At 70.7% G+C, this 15,624-nt stretch carries 15 protein-coding genes and 1 riboswitch; of the genes, 14 read left to right on the top strand and 1 reads right to left on the bottom strand.

The genetic code is table 11. From position 1 onward, the window contains the following. Nucleotides 1-281 precede the first annotated feature (281 nt). The 3 genes from ASE02_RS15120 (at nt 282) to ASE02_RS15110 (ending at nt 3,552) form a co-directional block, all read left to right on the top strand. Complete coding sequence (locus tag ASE02_RS15120; protein ID WP_056735373.1) at nt 282-1,364, top strand: branched-chain amino acid aminotransferase; 1,083 nt, start codon at nt 282-284, stop codon at nt 1,362-1,364. A 139-nt stretch (nt 1,365-1,503) separates the two neighbouring features. Further along, complete coding sequence (locus tag ASE02_RS15115; RefSeq protein ID WP_056735372.1) at nt 1,504-2,376, top strand: helix-turn-helix domain-containing protein; 873 nt, start codon at nt 1,504-1,506, stop codon at nt 2,374-2,376. A gap of 93 nt (nt 2,377-2,469) precedes the next feature. After that, on the top strand, nt 2,470-3,552 hold the full coding sequence (locus ASE02_RS15110; protein WP_056735371.1) for a hypothetical protein: 1,083 nt from the start codon (nt 2,470-2,472) through the stop codon (nt 3,550-3,552). Nucleotides 3,553-3,659: 107 nt separating this feature from the next. Here ASE02_RS15110 and cobU read toward each other — a convergent pair whose 3' ends face one another. After that, nucleotides 3,660-4,169, bottom strand: a complete 510-nt coding sequence (cobU, locus tag ASE02_RS15105) for a bifunctional adenosylcobinamide kinase/adenosylcobinamide-phosphate guanylyltransferase (protein ID WP_056735370.1) — start codon at nt 4,167-4,169, stop codon at nt 3,660-3,662. A gap of 29 nt (nt 4,170-4,198) precedes the next feature. After that, nucleotides 4,199-4,403, top strand: a riboswitch (cobalamin riboswitch). 101 nt (nt 4,404-4,504) lie between these two features. On the opposite strand from cobU, the gene ASE02_RS15100 reads away from it, so the two are divergent. The 11 genes from ASE02_RS15100 to ASE02_RS15050 all read left to right on the top strand — a co-directional run bounded on the left by ASE02_RS15100 (nt 4,505) and on the right by ASE02_RS15050 (nt 15,609). Then, nucleotides 4,505-6,448: a TonB-dependent siderophore receptor gene (locus tag ASE02_RS15100; protein ID WP_056735369.1), complete on the top strand. Its 1,944-nt coding sequence runs from the start codon at nt 4,505-4,507 to the stop codon at nt 6,446-6,448. Further along, complete coding sequence (gene cobD, locus ASE02_RS15095) at nt 6,423-7,424, top strand: threonine-phosphate decarboxylase CobD (protein WP_056735463.1); 1,002 nt, start codon at nt 6,423-6,425, stop codon at nt 7,422-7,424. Before ASE02_RS15100 ends, cobD begins: the two co-directional genes overlap by 26 nt. Beyond that, entirely contained in the window at nt 7,421-8,038 is a 618-nt protein-coding gene (gene cobO / locus ASE02_RS15090; protein WP_056735368.1) for a cob(I)yrinic acid a,c-diamide adenosyltransferase, read from the top strand. Before cobD ends, cobO begins: the two co-directional genes overlap by 4 nt. Then, nucleotides 8,035-8,901 (top strand): ABC transporter substrate-binding protein, encoded by an 867-nt coding sequence (locus ASE02_RS15085; protein ID WP_235536714.1) that lies wholly within the window; start codon nt 8,035-8,037, stop codon nt 8,899-8,901. The genes cobO and ASE02_RS15085 overlap by 4 nt, the downstream gene beginning before the upstream one ends. Continuing rightward, complete coding sequence (locus ASE02_RS15080) at nt 8,898-9,875, top strand: iron ABC transporter permease (RefSeq protein ID WP_056735367.1); 978 nt, start codon at nt 8,898-8,900, stop codon at nt 9,873-9,875. Before ASE02_RS15085 ends, ASE02_RS15080 begins: the two co-directional genes overlap by 4 nt. Continuing rightward, nucleotides 9,872-10,648 (top strand): ABC transporter ATP-binding protein, encoded by a 777-nt coding sequence (locus tag ASE02_RS15075; protein WP_056735366.1) that lies wholly within the window; start codon nt 9,872-9,874, stop codon nt 10,646-10,648. The genes ASE02_RS15080 and ASE02_RS15075 overlap by 4 nt, the downstream gene beginning before the upstream one ends. Beyond that, nucleotides 10,638-11,567, top strand: coding sequence for an adenosylcobinamide-phosphate synthase CbiB (gene cbiB, locus ASE02_RS15070; RefSeq protein ID WP_056735365.1), 930 nt, complete (start codon nt 10,638-10,640; stop codon nt 11,565-11,567). Before ASE02_RS15075 ends, cbiB begins: the two co-directional genes overlap by 11 nt. After that, entirely contained in the window at nt 11,555-13,021 is a 1,467-nt protein-coding gene (locus tag ASE02_RS15065) for a cobyric acid synthase (RefSeq protein ID WP_056735364.1), read from the top strand. Before cbiB ends, ASE02_RS15065 begins: the two co-directional genes overlap by 13 nt. After that, the gene (gene cobT, locus ASE02_RS15060; protein ID WP_056735363.1) at nt 13,018-14,052 is read left to right on the top strand and encodes a nicotinate-nucleotide--dimethylbenzimidazole phosphoribosyltransferase; all 1,035 of its coding nucleotides are present in this window, start codon (nt 13,018-13,020) and stop codon (nt 14,050-14,052) included. Before ASE02_RS15065 ends, cobT begins: the two co-directional genes overlap by 4 nt. Further along, nucleotides 14,052-14,828, top strand: coding sequence for an adenosylcobinamide-GDP ribazoletransferase (gene cobS / locus ASE02_RS15055; protein WP_056735362.1), 777 nt, complete (start codon nt 14,052-14,054; stop codon nt 14,826-14,828). Before cobT ends, cobS begins: the two co-directional genes overlap by 1 nt. Before the next feature lie 184 nt (nt 14,829-15,012). After that, nucleotides 15,013-15,609, top strand: a complete 597-nt coding sequence (locus tag ASE02_RS15050; protein ID WP_056735361.1) for a sensor histidine kinase — start codon at nt 15,013-15,015, stop codon at nt 15,607-15,609. The last annotated feature ends 15 nt before the right edge of the window (nt 15,610-15,624 follow it).

Genomic DNA, 15,624 nt, shown 5'->3' with positions numbered 1-15,624 from the left:
CCGCCTGGAGGCGGCGCGCGCCCTAGGCGAGCGCCCTTCCGTCGTGACGACGCGCCGCCGATCACCGGCCCCCTGGACCGGGAAGATCCGGTCCCAGGCCAAATTGAAGGGCGCGATGACGGCCTCTTCGCCTCAAACGTCATGTTGAACCGCGCGGCGATCCGTCTAGATGGTGTGCAGCCCATGGCGTCCGGCTAAAGCCAGCGGTTCAAGCAAACATCATTCCTGCCCTAGACGCTCCGGCGGCCTGACTGGGGAAGGCGCCCTAGGAGGACAAACCCATTCTCAAGATCCTGCCGCATCCCTCCGCCACAGCGCCGGGCGCCCGCGCCGCCCTGTTGGAAAATCCCGGCTTCGGCAAGGTGTTCACCGACCACATGGTGACCATCCAATGGACAGCCGAGTTGGGCTGGCACGACGCGCGGGTGCGCGCCCGCGAAGCCTTCTCGCTCGATCCGGCCGCCGCGGTGCTGCACTACGCCCAGGAAATCTTCGAGGGCATGAAGGCCTATCGCACGCGGGATGGCGGCGTGGCGCTGTTCCGCCCGCTGGAGAACGCCCGGCGCTTCGCGCGCTCGGCGCAGCGGATGGCCATGCCGGTCCTGCCTGACGAGATGTTCCTGCAGGCGGTGGAGGCCCTGGTCGACATCGACGCCGACTGGATTCCGGGCGGCGAGGGCAGCCTCTATCTGCGGCCGTTCATGTTCGCCAGCGAGGCCTTCCTGGGGGTTCGCCCGGCGGCCGAATACACCTTCTGTGTGATCGCCTGCCCGGTCGGGGCCTATTTCAAGGGCGGCTCGACGGCGGTGACCGTCTGGGTGTCCGACGACTACAGCCGCGCGGCGGCCGGCGGGACCGGCGACGCCAAGTGCGGCGGCAACTACGCGGCCAGCCTGCTGGCCCAGGCCGAGGCGGTTCGCCATGGCTGCGACCAGGTGGTGTTCCTCGACGCGGTGGAGCATCGCTGGATCGAGGAGCTGGGCGGCATGAACATCTTCTTTGTCATGGACGACGACGTGCTGGTGACGCCGCCGCTGGGGGGCACGATCCTGCCGGGCATCACCCGCGACTCGATCATCGCCCTGGCGCGCGACGCGGGCCTGACCGTGCAGGAGGCGCCCTACGCCTTCGATCAATGGCGCGCCGACGCCGCCAGCGGGCGCCTGCGCGAGGTGTTCGCCTGCGGAACCGCCGCCGTGGTGGCCGCGGTCGGCAAGGTTCGCCATACCGGCGGCGAGTTCGTGATCGGATCGGGCGCCGACGGCGCCATCACCGAGCGGCTCCGCGCGCAGCTCACCGGCATCCAACGCGGTGAACGCGCCGATCCGCAGGGCTGGCGACACCCGGTCAGCAGCAAGGCCTGACCTCGCGGGGCGCGGCCTCGGGCATGCGCCTGGGGCTGGCTCGCGTATCACGGGTCGACGCAGCTTCGCGCGGCGGTCATGCTGCCCATGGTCGCGGCCGGCTCCGGTAGGGAGCCGTCGCGCAGGCGCGGGGGCGTGAATGGGTTTGGAGACCTCGACACCATCGGTTCGCTTCCGGCTCCCCGACCCGGCGCTGCGCCGCTTCATCACCGCCTATTATTTCGTCGAGGTGCCGGACGGCCCGATGGGCGCGGTGGCCGATCTGCTGCATCCCGAATGGGCCAACATCAGGTTCGTCCTGGGCGGTCATTGGGCGATGGAGCTCGACGGGACGACCTATGACCCGGCGCCCGGGGCGGCGCTGTTCGGGCCGACCAGCGTCACCGGAACCGTACGCGGCGAGGCCGGGAGCGTGCTGGGGATCGGCCTGTTGCCGCTGGGCTGGGCGCAGTTCTTCACCGAACCGGCGGCGGCGTTCGCCGACCGCGTGACGCCGCTGGTCCAGGTGTTCGGCGACCGCGCCGAGGCGGTCTACGCCGCCTTGAACGCCGCCGGCTCCGACGACGCGCAGGTGGCGATCCTCGATGAGTTTTTCCTAACCCTGGCCGCGGCCGGCGGCGCGCCCGACAGCTTGCTGACCCGGGCCCACGACCTGCTGATCGATCCGGCCATCGGCTCGGTCGAGGCGCTGGCCAAGGCGCTGGGGGTGTCGTCGCGCCACCTAGCCCGCCTGTCGCTGCGGATGTTCGGGTTCGCGCCGAAGCTGCTGCTGCGCCGCCAGCGGTTCCTGCGCACCCTGCAGGAACTTCGCGAGCATCCGGGGGAGGGATCGGCCAGCCTGATCGACGCCTGGTACTATGACCAGTCCCACTTCGTGCGCGACTTCCACCGGTTCATGGGCATGTCGCCCTCGGCCTATTTCGCCCTGCCGCACCAACTGTTGGGTCCGGCCGCACGCGCGCGTATGGCGGCGCTCGGCGCCTCGCTCCAGGGGTTGCACGCCGCCGAGTGAGCCACGTCCGTTTTATCCAATCCGCCGGTTTAATCTTCCCCTAGTCCCAATGGATCGGCGTCATGACCGGCGCCTTCGGGGGAGGGTGACGACATGGGGCTGAAACTTTCGGGCGGCTTGGCCGCGACGTTCCTGGCGCTGCTGCTGGCCTCGGCCGGGACGGGCCAGGCCCACGCCGCCAAGCCGCTCATCAATCTTGGGCCGAAGACCGCGCCGGTGAGCGCCCCAGTGGCCTTCGTGGCCGGGGACGATCTCTCGACCCAGGGCGGCTCGCTGATCTGGCAGAACGAGCGCGAAGCCGCCCGCGGTCTTCGCCAGGTGGTTATCCCGTCCTTCCAGGTGGAGTTCGTCACCAATTCGGGCGCGACCTCGACCGGCGCGGGCCTGTCGCAATCCCAGGTCAGCTACACGCTGAACGGTCCCACGGCCGAGGACATGCAGGCGATCACCGACGCCTACTACGCCAAGTTCGTCGCCGATCTCGAAGCCGCCGGGATCAAGGTCATTCCGCTGGCGGAGGCCCAGGCCCGCAGTCCGGGGCTGGTGCGGTTGATGAACATGGCCAAGCCGACGCCCTATGTTCGCGGCAGGGCCAACCGCAGCGCCTTCTATTCGCCGCCCGGCATGAAGTTCTACTTCACCCCCAATGACGGCCGCGCCAAGGCGTTCGGCGATACCATGACCACCACCGGTTCGCAGGTCCCCGAGGAGATGGCGATGCGCGAGCTCGACGCCGGGGTCATGGGCGTACGGATGGTCGTCGACTTCGCCGAGATCCAGGCCCGCGGCCGCGGCGTGCTGGGCATGCGCACGATGAACGCCAAGGTGACCAGCAAGGCCAATGTCGCCCTGCTGCCCACCGACACTCAGCTGTGGGTGCTCACGCCCAAAGCCAAGTCGACCACCATGGATCTGGGCCACCGGCTCCGCTACGCCCTCACCGGCCCGGTGGTGATGCCCGACAGCGTGGTCTCGGCCAGCGACACCACGACCGGCGCCAGCAAGATGGGCGACGCCTTGGGCAGCGCCATCGGCGTCCTGGCCGGCGCGGGCGGCATGCAGAAGACCCGCACCTACGAGGTGACGGTCGATCCGGTGATCTGGCGCCGAGACGTCTCGGCGGCGATCGAACAGGTCGGGGCTCTGATGATCGCGCGGTTGAAGCAGGACCTCTGACGAGGCCAGCCGCGGAGGTTAAACCCTTCCGCGGCAGCGGCAGGCCGGCCAGTCCCCGCCACCACCCCGGTCGGCCGCCGCGGCCACCCTTCGATGACTAGGCCCACTCAGCCCTTCAGCGTCATCGGCAGCCCGGCGATCACCATGACCACCTGGTCGGCGGCCCTGGCCACGGCCTGGTGCATCCAGCCGGCTTCGTCGCGGAATCGGCGGGCCAGGGCGTTGTCGGGCACGATGCCCTGGCCGACCTCGTTGGAGATGACCACCAGCGCCGCTGGACTTGCGGCGAACGCCTCGACCAGTTCGGCTACGGCGGGCGCGATCTCGGTCTCCGCCAAAATCTGGTTGGTCAGCCACAGGGTCAGGCAGTCGATCACCGCGACATCGCCGGGCCCAAGGTTCCGCACCGCCCCGGCCAGGTCCAGCGGCGCCTCGACCGTGGTCCAGGCCTCGCTCCGCTCGGCCTGATGGCGGGCGATGCGCGCGGCCATCTCGGCGTCCAGCGCCTGGGCCGTGGCGATCATGGTCAGCCGCCCTTGCGAGCGCCTCTCGGCTTGCCCCAGGGCGTAGGCGGTCTTGCCCGATCGGGCGCCGCCCAGGATGAAGGTCAGGCTCATCGGGATTGACGCTCCGCATGGCAAAGCCTAGTCGAGGCCCCGCGACAGGTTCCCCGCAAGGGGATTAATAGGGAACTCAGGTGAAACACCTGGGCTGCCCCCGCAACTGTAAGCGGCGAGCCCGCGCGTCATAAGCCACTGGACGATGGTCGTAAAAGACCGGGTTCTGGGAAGGCGGCGCGCACCGGCTGTGACCCGTGAGCCAGGAGACCTGCCTGACGCAGTCGTCCTTCGGACGGTCGGTGGGACCGGACGAACGGGTATTTTCCCGAGAGACGACGTCCGTCACCTGCGTGCAAGCGCGGGTTCGTCGTCACACGTCTGGGGGATACCCGATGAAGACCGTTCTATACGCCACCACCGCCGTCCTATGCGGCCTCTCCACCCATGCCCTGGCCCAGGGCGCGAGCCCCGTCGCCGTGGCCAGCGTCAGCGAACTGGTGGTCACCGCCAACCGCTCGCCGCAGGAAGCCGACCGCGTCGGCCAAAGCATCACCGTCGTCAGCGGCGAGGCCATCAAGGCCGCCCAGAGCGTCGACGTCTCCACCCTGCTGGCCCAGACGCCTGGCGTCTCCTTCTCCCGCAACGGCGGCGTCGGCGGCTCGACCTCGCTGCGCATCCGCGGCGCCGAGAGCGACCAGACCGTGGTGGTGATCGACGGCGTGAAGCTCAATGACCCCTCGACCTCGGGCGGCGGCTACAACTTCTCCAACCTGCTGTCGGGCGACATCGGCCGCATCGAGATCCTGCGCGGCGCCCAGTCGACCCTGTGGGGCAGCCAGGCCATCGGCGGCGTCGTCAACATCATCACCCAGGAAGCCGAGACCCCCTTCGAGGCAAACCTCACCGCCGAGGGCGGATCGATGGGCACGGGCTATCTGCGCGCGGCGGCCGGCGGCAAGACCGACCGCGTCACCTGGCGCCTGGCCGGCGGCCGTTACGAAACCGACGGCGTCTCCTCCTATCGCCTGGGCAAGGAAAAGGACGGCTACGAGAACACCGGCTTCAGCGGCCGCGCCGTGGTCCGCGCCACCGACGCGATCTCGCTGGACCTGCGCGGCGTCTATTCCAAGGGCAAGAACAACTTCGACGGCTTCCCGCCCCCGAACTTCTCCTTCGGCGACACCCCGGAATACGGCGAGACCGAGGAGTTCGTCGGCTACGCGGCGGTCAATTTCGACCTCTTCGACGGCACCCTGCAAAACCGCGTCGCCTATGGCTACACCCGCACCAACCGCCAGAACTTCAACCCCAACCAGGCGATGACCGACGTCACCTTCGACGCGCGCGGCGAGAACAAGCGCTGGGAGTACCAAGGCGTCTGGACGATCAGCGACGCCTGGACCGCCACCTTCGGCGGGGAGAGCGAGAACTCCGACATGCGGACGGCCTCGCCCAATTCCCTCACCCCCAACCCAAAGCCGACCACCGCCAAGACCGGGATCGACGGCCTCTACGCCCAGGTCCAGGGCGAGGTCCTCACCGGCCTGACCCTGACCGCGGGCCTGCGCCGCGACAGCCACGACACCTTCGGCGACAAGACGCTCGGCCAGCTCGCCGCCGCCTGGTCGCTCAATGACGGGAATACGGTCCTGCGCGCCAGCTTCGGCCAGGGCTTCAAGGCCCCGACCCTCTACCAACTCTACAGCGAGTACGGGAACGCCGCCCTCGCCCCGGAAGAGGCCGACGGCTGGGACGCCGGGATCGAGCAGCATGTCCTCGACCGCTTCATGGTTCGCGCGACCTATTTCGACCGCGACACCACTAACCAGATCGACTTCGTCTCCTGCACCTCCACCACCACCAATCCGCTGTGCTTCGTAAGGGGCGTTCGTCGCTCGGGCGCCTACGCCAACACCGCCAGCACCAAGGCTCATGGGCTGGAGCTGGAAGGCTCGGCCGATCTTGGCCCGCTGCGGGTCCTGGCCAACTACACCTGGACCGACACGACGAACGACTCGGTCGGTAACGCCAATCGCGGCAAGCATCTGACCCGCCGGCCCGAGCATCAGGCCAACATCCAGGCGACCTACACCTGGACCAACGACGCCTCGCTCGGCGCGGCGATCCGTTATGTCGGCGCCAGCTTCGACAACGCCGCGAACTCCTACGTCCTGCAGAGCTACACCCTGGTCGATCTGCGGGCGTCCTATCCGGTCAACGAGACGTTCGAGGTCTATGGCCGTGTCGAGAACGCCTTCGACGATAGCTACGAGACCACCCGCAACTACGGTTCGCCGGGACGTGGGGCCCATGTCGGTGTCCGCGCCAAGTTCTGATCCGAACCTGGAGGACTTCCTCCGTCACGGCGGCCGGCTGGCCGCGGCGCGGCGCGCGTTTCCCGACGCGCCCGCCCCGTGGCTCGACCTGTCGACGGGTATCAACCCGCGTCCCTGGAAAGGGGCGCGGGCCACCGCCGCCAGCCTGACGCGGCTGCCTGATCCGGACGAGATCGCCGCCTTGGAGGCCGCCGCCGCGGCCGCCTTCGGCGTCACCCCCGACCGTGTCGCCGCCGTGCCGGGCGCCGAGGCCGCCCTGCGCGCCTTGCCCCGCCTGCTGGGCGCGCGTTCGGTCGCCATCGCCTCGCCGACCTATGGCGCTCACGCCGAGGCCTGGCGGCTGGCCGGCGCCAAGGTCCAGTGCGTGGCGCCGGGTGAGCTCGCCGGCGTGGCGAGCGAGGCCGTGGTCATGGTCAATCCGAACAATCCCGACGGCGCCCGCCACGATGATCTGGAGCCGGGCGATCGCTGGCTGATCGTCGATGAATCCTTCGTCGAGACCGCGCCCGAACTGAGCGTCGCGGCCCGCGCCGGCCACCGGCTGATCGTGCTGCGCTCGTTCGGCAAATTCTATGGCCTGGCCGGGGTGCGGCTGGGCTTTGTGATCGCCGAGCCTGGGCTGGCCGCGCGGATCGGCGCCCAGTTCGGCGACTGGCCGGTCAGCGCCGAGGCCATCGCCGCCGGCACGGCCGCCTACGCCGACAGCGCCTGGCGCGAGGCCGCCGCCGCGCGACTGACCAAGGACGCCGCGCGCCTGGACGCGATGCTGACGAGGGCCGGCTTCGACATTCTCGGCGGGACCTCGCTGTTCCGCCTGGCCGCCACGCCCGACGCCGCGCGCCGCTTCACCGCCCTGGCGCGAGGCGGCGTGCTGACCAGGCCCTTTCCCGATCAGCCGACCTGGCTCAGGTTCGGCCTGCCGAAACCTAAAGACTGGCCCAGACTGCAAGCCGCCCTGGAGGGCTCCCGCCGATGAGCGATCAAGAAGACGCCAAGAACGCCGAGCACAAGGCCGCCATGCAGGCGCTGAAGGCCGAACGCGACGAGCTGATGGCCACCAAGACCGACGAGGCGCCTGGCCTGCTGCTGGTCCACACCGGCGACGGCAAGGGCAAGTCGACGGCCGCCTTCGGCATGGTCGCCCGCGCCCTGGGCTGGAACCAGAAGGTCGGCATCGTCCAGTACATCAAGGGCAAGTGGATCACTGGCGAGCGGCAGTTCTTCAAGAAGTTCCCCGATCAGGTCCGCTACGAGATCATGGGCCAGGGCTTCACCTGGGACACCCAGGACCGCGCCCAGGACATCGCGGCCGCCGAAGCGGCCTGGGCTACCTCGGTCGAGATGCTGCACGATCCCGAGCTGGACCTGGTGATCCTGGACGAGCTGAACATCGCCCTGCGTTACGACTATCTCGACATCGCCAAGGTGGTCGCTGACCTCAACGCCCGGCCGCGCGACAAGCACGTGGTCATCACCGGCCGCAACGCCAAGCCGGAGCTGCTGGCCATCGCCGATCTCGTCACCGAGATGACCCTGGTCAAGCATCCGTTCGAGCAGGGCATCAAGGCCCAGCGCGGGATCGACTTTTGAGCTGGAGGATCACCCGGCGCTCAGTGCTCGCTTCGGGCGCCGTGGTGGGGCTTGGCGGGGCTGCGGGGAGCGATCCTCACCGCATCGTCTCGCTCAATCCCTGCCTGGACGTGATCCTTGTCCACCTGGCCGACCGCGCCCAGATCGCCGCGCTCAGCCACTATTCGCACGAACCCTCCAGCTCCAGCCTCGGTGAGCTGGGGCGGAGCTTCCCGTTCACCCATGAGAGCGCCGAGGAGGTGCTGGCCCTGCGGCCCGACCTGGTGCTGACCGGCCGCCACTCCTCGCCCGCCACCCGCGCGGCGCTGAAGCGCCTGAACATTCGCGCCGAGCTGTTCGGCGTGCCCAATACGGTCGATGAGAGCCTGGAGCAGGTGCGCCAGGTGGCCCGCGCCGTCCATCGTCCGGCGCGCGGCGAGGCCCTGGTCGCCAGGATCGAGGCCGCAGTCGCCGCCGCCGCGCCGCCGCCGGGGACCCCGAAACTGACCGCATTGATCTACCAGTCCGGCGGTTTCGCCTCGGCCCAGGGAACCCTGATGGACGACATGATGCGCCGCGCCGGGTTCGAGAACGCCGCCTCGCGCTATGGCCTCAAGCGCACCGGCAACGTGCCGTTGGAAAACCTGATCGCCGATCCGCCCGACGTGCTGCTGGCCGGCGAAACCAAGCCCGGCGCGCCCACCTGGGCCGACCGGGTCCTGAACCATCCGGCCCTGTCGCGTGTCGCCCACCGCATGCACCGCGCCAGCTTCCCGCAGCAGCTGACCTTCTGCGGCGGGCCGGTGCTGATCCAGACCGCGCAGATGCTGGTCCGCGCCCGGCAAGGCGCCCTGGCCGTTCGCGCTAAGGAGGCCCGCGCATGAGCCGCCGCCAGACCACCATCGCCGCCCTGATCGGGCTGACGCTCCTGCTGTCGATGGTCAGCATGGCCGCTGGCCGGGTCTGGGCGCCATTCAGCGCGTGGACGGATCACAGCGACCCGCGCTGGGCGATCATCTTCGAACTGCGCCTGCCGCGCACCATCCTGGCCATCGGCGTCGGCGCTGCGCTCGGCATGTCGGGCGCGGCCATGCAGGGCTACACCCGCAACCCGCTGGCCGATCCGGGCGCGCTCGGCGTCTCCTCGATGGCGGCCCTGGGCGCGGTGCTGACCCTTTATCTAGGAGCCGGCGCGGCCGAGCCCTGGGTGATCGCCGGCGCCGCCATGATCGGCGCCCTGATCGCCGTCATGCTGCTGCTGGCCCTGTCGGGCCAGGCCTCCAGCATCGTCACCTTCATCCTGGCCGGCGTGATCCTCCAGACCATGGCCGGGGCGGGCGTCGCCCTGGCGCTCAGCCTCGCGCCCAACCCTTGGGCGGTGAACGAGATCATCAACTGGCTGATGGGCTCGCTGGCCGACCGCAGCCTCGGCGAGGTGCAGATGGCCCTGCCGCTGATCGCGGCGGGCTGCGTGATGCTGATGTTCATCGGCCGGGGCCTGGACGCCCTGACCCTGGGTGAGACCGGCGCCCGCTCGCTCGGCGTCAACATGACCGCCACCCGCTGGACATTGGCGATCGGCGTCGCCCTGACCGCCGGCGCCAGCGTCGCCGTCACCGGGGTTATCGGCTTCGTCGGCCTGATCGTGCCGCACCTGCTGCGCCCGCTGGTCGGCGCCAGGCCGGGCGGCCTGCTGATCCCCAGCGCCATCGGCGGCGCGGTGCTGGTGCTGGCCGCCGACATCGCCGTGCGCCTGACCCCCGCCGCCGGCGAGGTGAAGCTGGGCGTGGCCATGGCCGTGCTCGGTGGGCCGTTCTTCTTCGCCCTGCTGCTGTCGCTTCGCCGGAGGATCGCATGAGCACGCTCAGCGCCCACGACATCCAGGTTCGTCTCGGCGGCAAGCCGGTGGTGGCCGGCGTGGCGGCGACCTTCCAGTCGGGCACGGTCACCGCGATCCTGGGTCCCAACGGCGCCGGCAAGTCGACCCTGCTCGCCTGCCTGGCGGGACTGCGCAAACCCGGCGCCGGCCATGTCCGCCTGGACGCCGTCGACGTGCTGTCGATGCACGCCCGCGCCCGCGCCCGCCGCATCGGCTTCATTCCGCAGACCCCGGAGGTCGCCTGGGCGGTGGAGGCCCGCATCCTCGTGGGTCTTGGCCGCACGCCCTTCATCGGCTCCAGCGGGCTGTCGCTGGAGGACGGCGCGGCCATCGACCGCGCCATGGAGGCGGCGGGCGTCACCGAACTCGCCGACCGCGACGTCACCACGCTGTCGGGCGGCGAGCGCGGCCGGGTGCTGATCGCCCGCGCCCTGGCCGGCGACCCCGAATGGCTGCTGGCCGATGAACCGCTGACCGGCCTCGACCCCGGCCACCAGCTCGACGCCGGAGACCTCTTCCGCGCCATGGCCCATGAGCAGGGCAGGGGGGTGATCGTCACCCTGCACGACCTGTCGCTGGCCGCGCGCATCGCCGACCGGATCATCGTGATGGCGGCCGGCAAGGTGCTGGCCGATGGACCGCCGGCGGAGGCTCTCTCGCCCGAAGTGATGGCGCTCGCCTACGGCGTCCGCGCCCGCGTCATCGAGGGCGCCGGCGGCCCGCTGATCGAGATCGTCGGGCGTGGCGGCTGATCCCTGGCTGGTCCTCGCCGCCGCGGCGGTGGAGGGCGTGGCCGGCTATCCGCGCAGGCTGCACGCCATCGTGCCCCATCCGGTCGCCTGGATCGGCCGGCAGCTGCACGCGCTTGAGCGGCGGTTGAACAACGGTGGCGACCTGCCGCGCCGCATCGCGGGCCTCGCCACCCTGCTGATCGTCGCCGGATCGGCGGCGGGCGCTGGTCTGCTGCTCGACCACCTGCTCGCCGGCCCGGCCGTGATCCTCGCCGCGCTGCTCGGCTCTCTCGGCCTCGCCGCCCGCAGCCTCTACGACCACGTCGCCGCCGTCAGCCGCGCGCTCGGGGCCGCCGATCTCCCCGCCGCCCGCGCCGCCGTCGCTATGATCGTCGGCCGCGACACCGAGACCCTCGACCGCGAGGGCGTCGCCGCCGCCGCCCTGGAGAGCCTGGCCGAGAGCTTCAACGACGGGGTGGTCGCGCCGCTGTTCTGGTTCCTGCTCGGCGGCCTCGCGGGCCTGTTCGCCTACAAGGCCGTCAACACCGCCGACAGCATCATCGGCCACCGCGAAGAGCCCTATCGCTGCTTCGGCTGGGCCGCCGCCCGCACCGACGACCTGATGAACCTGATTCCGGCCCGCATCGCCGGCGCCCTGATCGCCCTGGTCGCCGGACGCGGCTGGGCGACCATGCTGCGCGACGCGGGCAAGCACGCCTCGCCCAACTCCGGCTGGCCCGAGGCCGCCATGGCCGGGGCGCTGCGCGTCCAACTCGGCGGCCCGGCCAGCTATGACGGCGTGGCCCACGACCGCCCCACCTTCGGGGACGGCCCGCGCCCATCGCCTCTGGACCTGCACCAGGGGCTTAGGCTCTATCTGCGCGCCTGCGCGATCCTCGCCGCAGCACTTATCCTGGGAGGCCTGGCATGGCCGCGTTGATGATCCAGGGCTGCGGCTCCGATGTCGGTAAGTCGGTGCTGGTCGCCGGGCTCTGCCGATTGTTCACCAATCGCGGCCTGAGCGTGCGGCCGTTCAAGCCGCAGAACATGTCCAACAACGCCGCCGTCACCATCGATGGGGGCGAGATCGGCCGCGCCCAGGCGCTGCAGGCCATCGCCTGCCGCACGCCGGCCACCGTCCATATGAACCCGGTGCTGCTCAAGCCCCAGAGCGATGTCGGCGCCCAGCTGGTGGTGCGCGGCCAGATGGCCGGGACCTGGAAGGCCGCCGCCTACCAGGACCGCAAGGCCAGCCTGCTGGATGTGGTGGTGGAGAGCTTCCGCATCCTGGAAGCGCAAAGCGACCTGGTCATCGTCGAGGGGGCCGGCAGCCCGGCCGAGATCAATCTGCGGGCCGGCGACATCGCCAATATGGGCTTCGCCCGTGCGGCAGGCGTGCCGGTGGTGCTGGTCGGCGACATTGACCGTGGCCACGTGATCGCGGCCCTAGTCGGCGCCTATGAGGTGCTGGAGCCGGAAGATCGCGACATGATCGCCGGCTTCCTGATCAACAAGTTCCGCGGCGATCCGGCTCTGTTCGACGACGGCCGGACCGAGATCGTGCGCCGCACCGGCTGGCCCGACTGCGGCATGGCCACCTGGCTCGCCGCCGCCCGCCGCCTGCCCGCCGAGGATGCGGTGGTGCTGGACCAGCTTGGCGGCCGTGAGCGGCGCAAGGTGAAGATCGTCGCGCCCTTGCTCTCGCGCATCGCCAATTTCGACGACTTCGATCCGTTGCGGTCAGAGCCGGAGGTCGACTTCGGTTTCGTGCCGCCGGGTACGCCGCTGCCCGGCGACGCCGACCTAGTCATCCTGCCCGGCACCAAGGCGACGCTCGGAGACCTGGCCTTCCTGCGCGCCCAGGGTTGGGACATCGACATCGCCGCCCATGTCCGGCGCGGCGGCCGGGTGCTGGGGATCTGCGGCGGCTTCCAGATGCTGGGCGCCACGATCAGCGATCCTGACGGTGTCGAGGGCCCGCCCGGCCAGGCCGCAGGCCTTGGCCTGCTCGACCTCGCCACCGTGCTGACCGGCGACAAGGTGCTGCGCCCAACTTCGGGTCGCCTCGCCTCGGGCGGCGCCTTCGAAGGCTACGAGATCCATGTCGGCCGCACCGAAGGTCCCGCCCTGCAACGCCCGCTGCTGATCCGTGACGACGGGGCCGGCGAGGGCGCGATATCCGCCGACGGGCGGGTGTCGGGCGCCTATGTCCACGGCCTGTTTGGCCTGGCCTCGGCGCGCGCCGCTTTCCTCGCTGAACTCGGCGCGGCCTCCGACGGCGTCGACGAGGCGGTCCGCGTCGATGCGGCGCTGGACGAGATCGCCGAACGGCTGGAACAGCAATTCGACATCCCCCTCCTGGCGTCGATCGCCGGTCTGGAGCCACGACCATGACGTCGCGACCTGCCATCGCTCCGCTCGACCGTACCGACGAGGCCGCCTACCGCGCCCTGGTCGACGGCAAGGCCAAGCCGCTCGGCGCGCTGGGCCGCATTGAGGACCTCGCCGTCCGTCTGGCCCTGATCGCCGGCCGCCCGAACCCCAGCTACGAGCGCGCCCTGCTGCTGGTCTTCGCCGGCGATCACGGCCTGACGGAGTCCGGGGTCTCGGCCTATCCCTCGGCCGTCACCACCGCCATGGTCGCCACCCTGCTGGCCGGCCGGGCCAGCGCCAACGCCTTCGCCCGCGCGGTCGGGGCCGAGGTCAAGGTCGTGGACGCCGGCGTCGCCGCCGACCTCGCCCCCCATCCGCTGCTGATCGACGCCAAGGTGCGCAAGGGCACGCGCAACGCCGCCCTCGGCCCGGCCATGACCGCGCAAGAAGTGGAGTCCGCCCTGGCTCGCGGCGCGGCTGTCGCCCGCCGCGCCCAGGACGACGGCTTTGACATCCTGGCGCTGGGCGAGATGGGCATCGGCAACAGCGCCTCGGCCGCCTTGCTGCTGCATCGCCTCGGCCCCGCGCCGCTCGCTGAGAGCATCGGGGCCGGCGCCGGTCATGACGCCGAAGGCATGGCCCGCAAACGCGCGGTGCTGGAAACCGCCGCCGCCCGCACGCCGGTTACCGATCCCCTGGAGGTCCTGGCGCAGTTCGGCGGGCTGGAGATCGCCATGATCGCCGGCGCCATCCTCGGCGCGGCCGCCGCGCGCCTGCCGGTCCTGGTCGACGGTTTCATCGTCAGCGCCGCGGCCCTGGTCGCCATCCGCCTCGACCCCGCCTGCGCCGACTACTGCATCTTCGCGCACCGCTCGGCCGAGCGCGGCCACGAGGTGATGCTGGCGGCGCTCGGCGCCGAGCCCCTGCTCGACCTCTCCCTGCGCCTGGGCGAGGGGACCGGCGCGCTGCTGGCCCTGCCGTTGGTCCGCGCCGCCGCCGGCCTGCTCACCGAGGTGGCCAGTCTCGACGACGTCCTGGCCGGACGGCTCTGATGCTGCGCCAGCTCCAGCTCTTCCTCTGCGCGGTCCAGTTCCTGACCCGCATCCCCACCCCGGCCCTGAACGGGTTCGAACCGGACTGGATTTCGCGCAGCGCCCGCTACTTCCCGCTGGTCGGCCTGTTGGTCGGCGGCGCCTGCGCGGCGGTGTTCTGGGCCGCCTCGCAGATCTGGAGCGGTTGGCTCCCGGCCCTGCTGGCCATCGCCGCCGGCGTGCTGATCACCGGCGCCTTCCATGAGGACGGCCTGGCCGACACCGCCGACGGCCTGGGCGGCGGCACGACCGTGGCCAAGCGCCTGACCATCATGAAGGACAGCCGGATCGGGACCTACGGCGCCCTGGCGCTGGGCCTGACGCTCGCCGTCAAGGCTGCGGCGCTCGCCACCCTGCCGGCTGGGCTCGGCGCCTGGGCCCTGGTCGCCGCCCACGGCGCCGGGCGCGGCGCCTCGGTGCTGGCCATGCGGGCCTTGCCCTATGTCGGCGACGCCAAGACCGGCAAGTGGAAGCCCTCGCCTAGCGATCTCAGCCTGGCCGAGGTGCTGACCGCGCTGGCTGTCGCCGGCCTGCCGCTGGCCCTCTCGCCCGATGGCGTGGTGATCTTGGCGGTGCTGGTCGGCGCGGTCCTGGCCGTGGCCCTGGCGCTGACCGCGCGGCGCCTGCTCGGCGGCTACACCGGCGACGTGCTGGGCGGGGTCGAGCAAGTCTTCGAGCTGGGCTTCATCCTCGGGGTGGCCGCCAGCCTCGCGCTCGCCGCCCCCAAGGGCGCATGAGCGTAAGCGGCGGCGCGATGTGGGTTAAGTCGTTCATCTTAAAAGAGTAGTATTCAACTTTCGCGGCGCGAATTCGCCGCCTACTGTGTGAATTCCTGAGACATCTGTTGTGTCTCCGACCGACGGTGAGCGTTGGCGGCGATCTACTTGATCTCAGTGTGCGTGGCGTGGGGCGGCTACAGCGATGACGGACGATTGCCGGGACGATGCGCGCGCCGAGGAGCTGCGCCACCGCACCGCCAACACCTTTCAGCTCATGTCGGCCCTGGCGCGGATGCGCAGCCAGCGCGCCGGCGAACCTGAAGCCCGCCGTCAACTGGTGTGGATGGCCGACGCGATCGGCTCGCTCGGCGCGCTCGAGCGCCACCGCCGCGACGGCGGCGTCGATTTCTGCAGCTATCTGGACGAGATGACCCCGGTCTGGCGGCGCCGCGCCGGCGCCGAGCAGGCCGAAATCTCCATTGAGGTCGCCCCCATCCTGGCGCCCGATCAGTCCGCCTCGACGCTAGCCTTGATCATTCAGGAACTGGTCGGCAACGCCCTGGCCCACGGCTATGTCGGCGGCCGTCAGGGCGTGGTGCGCATCTGCCTGGCCGTAGCCGAGGCCGGGCGCTACGAGCTGGCGGTGATCGACGACGGGCATGGGTTCGACCCGGCCTCGCCCGCCGCCCGCGAGCGTTTCGGCCTATGGTTCGTCCGCAGCCTGGCCGCCCAGGTGCGCGGCGACTTCAAGCTCGACACCAGCTCCGGCGTCACCGCGCGGCTCACCTTCTCGCTTTAAGGCGCGCCCCCGATG

It is taken from the genome of Phenylobacterium sp. Root700, from assembly GCF_001429025.1.
Lineage (GTDB): Bacteria > Pseudomonadota > Alphaproteobacteria > Caulobacterales > Caulobacteraceae > Phenylobacterium.
This window is presented reverse-complemented; position numbering and strand designations above follow the sequence as displayed.

Excerpts from the sequence above, each read along its gene's own strand:
- ASE02_RS15115 (WP_056735372.1), top strand. The coding sequence starts at position 1,504 with ATGGGTTTGGAGACCTCGACACCATCGGTTCGCTTCCGGCTCCCCGAC.
- ASE02_RS15080 (WP_056735367.1), top strand. The coding sequence starts at position 8,898 with ATGAGCCGCCGCCAGACCACCATCGCCGCCCTGATCGGGCTGACGCTC.
- cobO (WP_056735368.1), top strand. The coding sequence starts at position 7,421 with ATGAGCGATCAAGAAGACGCCAAGAACGCCGAGCACAAGGCCGCCATG.
- cobU (WP_056735370.1), bottom strand. The coding sequence starts at position 4,169 with ATGAGCCTGACCTTCATCCTGGGCGGCGCCCGATCGGGCAAGACCGCC.
- ASE02_RS15100 (WP_056735369.1), top strand. The coding sequence starts at position 4,505 with ATGAAGACCGTTCTATACGCCACCACCGCCGTCCTATGCGGCCTCTCC.
- cobS (WP_056735362.1), top strand. The coding sequence starts at position 14,052 with ATGCTGCGCCAGCTCCAGCTCTTCCTCTGCGCGGTCCAGTTCCTGACC.
- cobT (WP_056735363.1), top strand. The coding sequence starts at position 13,018 with ATGACGTCGCGACCTGCCATCGCTCCGCTCGACCGTACCGACGAGGCC.
- ASE02_RS15110 (WP_056735371.1), top strand. The coding sequence starts at position 2,470 with ATGGGGCTGAAACTTTCGGGCGGCTTGGCCGCGACGTTCCTGGCGCTG.
- ASE02_RS15065 (WP_056735364.1), top strand. The coding sequence starts at position 11,555 with ATGGCCGCGTTGATGATCCAGGGCTGCGGCTCCGATGTCGGTAAGTCG.
- ASE02_RS15050 (WP_056735361.1), top strand. The coding sequence starts at position 15,013 with ATGACGGACGATTGCCGGGACGATGCGCGCGCCGAGGAGCTGCGCCAC.
- ASE02_RS15075 (WP_056735366.1), top strand. The coding sequence starts at position 9,872 with ATGAGCACGCTCAGCGCCCACGACATCCAGGTTCGTCTCGGCGGCAAG.
- cobD (WP_056735463.1), top strand. The coding sequence starts at position 6,423 with ATGTCGGTGTCCGCGCCAAGTTCTGATCCGAACCTGGAGGACTTCCTC.